This is a genomic window from Exobacillus caeni (assembly GCF_005747095.1).
GTDB classification, from domain to species: Bacteria; Bacillota; Bacilli; order Bacillales; family Guptibacillaceae; genus Exobacillus; species Exobacillus caeni.
Window position 1 is genome coordinate 1 of record NZ_SWLG01000046.1, and the last position, 1,769, is coordinate 1,769.

Below are 1,769 nucleotides of genomic sequence, written 5' to 3' on the forward strand. Positions count from 1 at the left end.
GAGGCTGGGACATAACTAGCCTGAAATAATTAAAAATGGTTCCGATCATCGGTTTTTGATGATCGGAACCATTTTTTGTTGGATTGTTTCTATAATCTTTAGGTTGGTTTGCATTCATGGCGGTGTACTTTCTCAAGTTCACCGCCATGAACGCAAAGCCTAATTCATTTTCAACCTTGTTTTTGCCCCTGACGGACATTCGAGTGAAACACAAATTAGCCTTCAGAAACCCAAAAACTGGTTCTACGTCAATCTTACGTTGACCATAGATTTCACCCGTTTTCTCTTCCGAAAGCAGCTCTCTGATTGTCTCTTTTTGGCGCTCCCATTTTTCGTTGTAATAAATTTTCCGGTTATTCCCTTCTTTAGCTTTGGTACACCGGGCACGAAGAGGGCAAGCCGTACAGTCGTCACACTCATACACTTTAAACTCTCGCTTAAATCCATTACGATCCGTTTTATGAGAAAAATAACGGAACGTCAACCGTTGACCGTTTGGACAGGTGAAAGAATCGTCTCCCTCGTTGTAGTCCCAGTTGGCTGTGTTGAAATCATCGTTCTTAAAGCTTTTCTTTTTCTCTTTGCGGTAAGTATTGTAGGTGATCAGTGGCGTACGCTTCCGGTTTTCCAGGACATCCACATAATTTTCTTCGCTTCCATAACCGGCGTCTGCGACGATATAGCCCGGCAGTTCAAAAAAGTCGTTCTCTATGCGATCCAGAAAAGGCAGGAAAGTACGTGTATCTGTTGGATTTGGAAAAACATCGTAAGCGAGCGCATACTGACCTTCTGTCGCAACCTGGACATTGTAACCGGCTTTCAGTTGCCCGTTCTTCATGTAATCATCTTTCATTCGCATGAACGTGGCATCATGATCCGTCTTCGAGTAACTGTTGCGGCCACCGAATATTTTCATGTCGTTCTCGTACTTCTGTTTACGCGCCACAAAATCTTTGAACTGTTTGTGCGCTTGCTTTGGACCTTTGCGTTCTGAGCGAAGTTGTTTCCGTTCGTTGACATCCTCACTCGCATCTATCTTTTTATTCAAATCCTCGATCTTTTCTTCCAGTTTTTCGGTGATGTCAGAAAGCTCTTCAAAGGATAATTCTTCCTGGTTTTCTCGTTCCATTTCGGGGATAATCGCTTTTTCTACTAATTCATCATACATACTGTTCGATTTCTCGATCAGCTGAGCGCTGTACTTTTCAACAGCCTTCCGCCACACAAATGTGAACTTATTGGCGTTGGCTTCAATCTTGGTTCCATCGATGAAAATAGCTTCCGCATCAATCAACTCTTCCTGGACAAGCTGGCAGCGAAACTGGACAAAGCACTCACGGAGGAGCTCTTTGACTTCTGGGTGGACGCGGAAGCGATTGATGGTGCGATAACTTGGTTCATACCCCTGGGCAAGCCACATCATTCGCACGCTATCTTTAAGAAGCGCTTCAATCTTTCTTCCGGAGAAGACGGATTGGGTGTAGGCACATAAAATCACTTCATCATCATGCGTGGATGGTAAGCCGGACAGCCTGTCACCCGTAAGAAATCCGCAAAAGCTTCATTCGGAATCTGTTCCACCAGATCATGGACAGTAAATGCGATATCATTTTCTTGAAGTTTCATTTCTAAATCCAGGGGCAAAATCACTTGATTCATGTTATACTGTTTAAACATAGGGACACCTCCGATGGTTATGGTGTGGTTACTTTAATTTTATCAGAGGTTGTCCCTATTTTCTTATGAAAACAAAAGAAACAATAAAAAAA

General features: G+C 43.1%; 1 pseudogene. It reads right to left on the reverse strand.

Annotated features, from left to right (window positions below):
• Positions 1-1,677 (reverse strand): annotated as a pseudogene (locus tag FCL54_RS23525) (IS1182 family transposase); the annotation flags it as partial.
• Positions 1,678-1,769 lie beyond the last annotated feature (92 nt).